Source organism: Streptomyces graminilatus (genome assembly GCF_001418565.1).
GTDB classification, from domain to species: domain Bacteria; phylum Actinomycetota; class Actinomycetes; order Streptomycetales; family Streptomycetaceae; genus Streptomyces; species Streptomyces graminilatus.
On sequence record NZ_LIQQ01000833.1, the window covers coordinates 1 to 2,612 of the forward strand.

1 protein-coding gene is annotated in these 2,612 nt (G+C 71.8%); it reads right to left on the reverse strand.

All coding sequences use genetic code 11. The annotated features are described in order from the left end of the window. Positions 1-4: 4 nt before the first annotated feature. Entirely contained in the window at positions 5-2,572 is a 2,568-nt protein-coding gene (locus tag AOK08_RS41995; protein WP_055535845.1) for an ABC transporter permease, read from the reverse strand. Positions 2,573-2,612: the final 40 nt, after the last annotated feature.

A 2,612-nucleotide genomic window follows, 5' to 3' on the forward strand; every position in this document is an offset into this window, starting at 1 on the left:
CCCCTCAGTCGTGCGCGATCGCCGCCAGTACGTTCATCCGGGACGCGCGCAGCGCCGGCAGCAGCGCGGCCACGATGCCGACCACCGCCGAGCCCACGACCACCAGCGCGATCGTGCCCCAGGGAACCGCCAGCGCCTTCATGCCCTGGAGGGCCAGCACCCGGTGGACGCACACGCCCCACACCAGCCCGAGCGCGAGCCCCAGCACCGCGCCGAACACGGCGATCACCACGGACTCCAGCCGGATCATCCGGCGCAGTTGCCGCCTCGACAGTCCGATGGCCCGCAGCAGCCCGATCTCGCGCGTGCGTTCCACGACCGACAGGGCGAGGGTGTTCACCACACCGAGCACCGCGATGACGATCGCGAGCCCCAGCAGCGCGTACACGAGGTAGAGCAGCACGGCGATCTGGTTGCGGATCAGTTCCTTGTAGTCCGCCTGGTCACGCACCTTGACCTGCGGGTACGGGGCGAGTGTCCGCTCCAGCGCGGGCCGCAGCGCACTCGCACTGGTGCCGTTCGCGGCGTTGACGTACAGCGCGGAGTCCTGGCCGCCCGGCACGTACTTCTCGGCGACGGCGATCCCGAAGTAGAACCCGCCCTGGGTGCCGAACCCCTTGGCGCCCGGCTGGTCGGTGAGGGCGGCGACCGTCAGCTTGGTCCGGCCGCCGTTCGGGAACTCCACCGGCAGCACAGTGCCGACGCGCACGCCGTGGTCCTTGGCGTAGTCGGCGGCCATGCCCAGGTGACCGGCCGCGAGCGCGGCGGCCGTGTCGCCCCGCACGTAGGTGACGTGGGCGACGTCGTCGAGCTTCGCGTCGTACCCGGCGGCCGTCGTTTCGAGACGCTTGCCGTCCGGGAGCCGCACCGCGACCGGCACGAACCGCTGCCGTACGACGAGACCGACACCCTCCGTGGCCCGCACCTTGCCGGTGACCTCCTGCGGGAACGGCACGAAGTTGTCGTTCTGGAGGACGAAGTCGGCACCGAGCGTCCGGTCGATCTGCTGGTCGAAGGACTTCGTCATCGAGGCGCTGGCCACGGACATCCCGCCGACCAGGGCGAGGCCCACCATCAGCGCCGCCGCCGTGGCCCCCGTACGGCGGGGATTGCGCAGGGCGTTGCGCTGGCTCAGCATGCCGACCGGCCCGTAGATCGCCGGGAACGCGCCCCCGAGGACCCGGATGACCGGCCTGACCAGCAGCGGACCCGCGATGACCGTCGCGATGAGCGTGAGGAAGACCCCGAGTCCCAGCAGGGAGGCGGAGGACGACGTCTTCTCGGCCGTGGCGCAGCCCACGAGCGCGGCGGCCCCGAGCGCCCCCACGATCGCGCCGGCCACCGCCCGTACCCGCAACGGCCGCCCCACGCCCGCGATCTCGGCGTCCGACAGCGCGGCCATGGGGGACACCACAGCGGCCCGCCGGGCCGGCAGATAGGCCGCCACGAAGGTGACGCCGAGCCCGACGGCGTACGCCGACACGGGAGTCGCCCAGCCCACCACCATGTCGGCCGAGCTGAGGTTCATGCCGAACGCGCTCATCAGCCGGATCAGCCCGGCCGCCAGCCCGATCCCGGCGGCGAGGCCGAGCGTCGAGCCGACCAGGCCGAGCAGCACCGCCTCCGTCAGCACGGACCGGCGCACCTGCCGCCGGTCGGCGCCGAGCGCCCGCAACAGGCCCAGTTCGCGGGTGCGTTGGGCGATCAGCATCGAGAAGGTGTTGACGATCAGGAAGACCCCGACGAGCACCGCGATCCCGGCGAAACCCAGCATCACGTACTTGATCACGTCGAGGAATCCGCCGAGCTGTTCGGCGGCGGACTCGGCCTGCTCGGCGGCGGTCTTCAGCTCGTAGCCCGTGGTGCCGACCCGGTTCGCGACCCGGCTCTTCAGCTCCGCGTCGGTGACCCCGTTCGCCGCGGTCACCGAGATGGCCGTCGCCCGGCCCGGCGCGCCGAGCAGCTTGGCGGACGCGGTCCTCTCGTCCAGGAAGAGCAGCGCCGCGCCCGGGTTGGTGGTGGTGAAGGTGGCGATCCCGACGATCCGGACCTTGAACGAGCCCGGCTGCGCGTGGACGGTGAGCGTGTCGCCGATGCCCACGTGCTTGCTGTCGGCGGTGTCCGCGTCCAGCAGCGCCTCGCCGTCGCCCCTGGGGGCATGGCCGGAGGTGAGTTCGACGGGGCTGCGGTCGGTGAGGTGCCATTCGGTGGCGATGGTGGGGGCGCCCGAGGTCGGCGACACCGACTTGTTCCGGTCGTCGACGACGGTGAGGTTGTTGACGGACACGTCCGCGTGGGCGTCCTTCACCCCGTCGACTCCTGCGACCCGCTTCGCCAGCGAGGCGGGCAGGGTCAGGACCTCGCCGGACGGCACACGCGACTCGAAGTCCTTCCGGGGGCTCACCGTGACATCGGCGGAGGTGGAGGCGAAGAGCCGGTCGAAGGTACGGGTGACCGTGTCGGAGAAGATCAGGCTGCCCGCGACGAACGCCACGGACAGGACGACGGCCAGCGCGGAGAGCAGCAGTCTGCCCTTGTGCGCGAGGAAACTCCGGAGCGTTGCCTTCAGCACGGGATGTCAGTCCTCGTCGGTGGGCCGGGTGGGCCGGGTG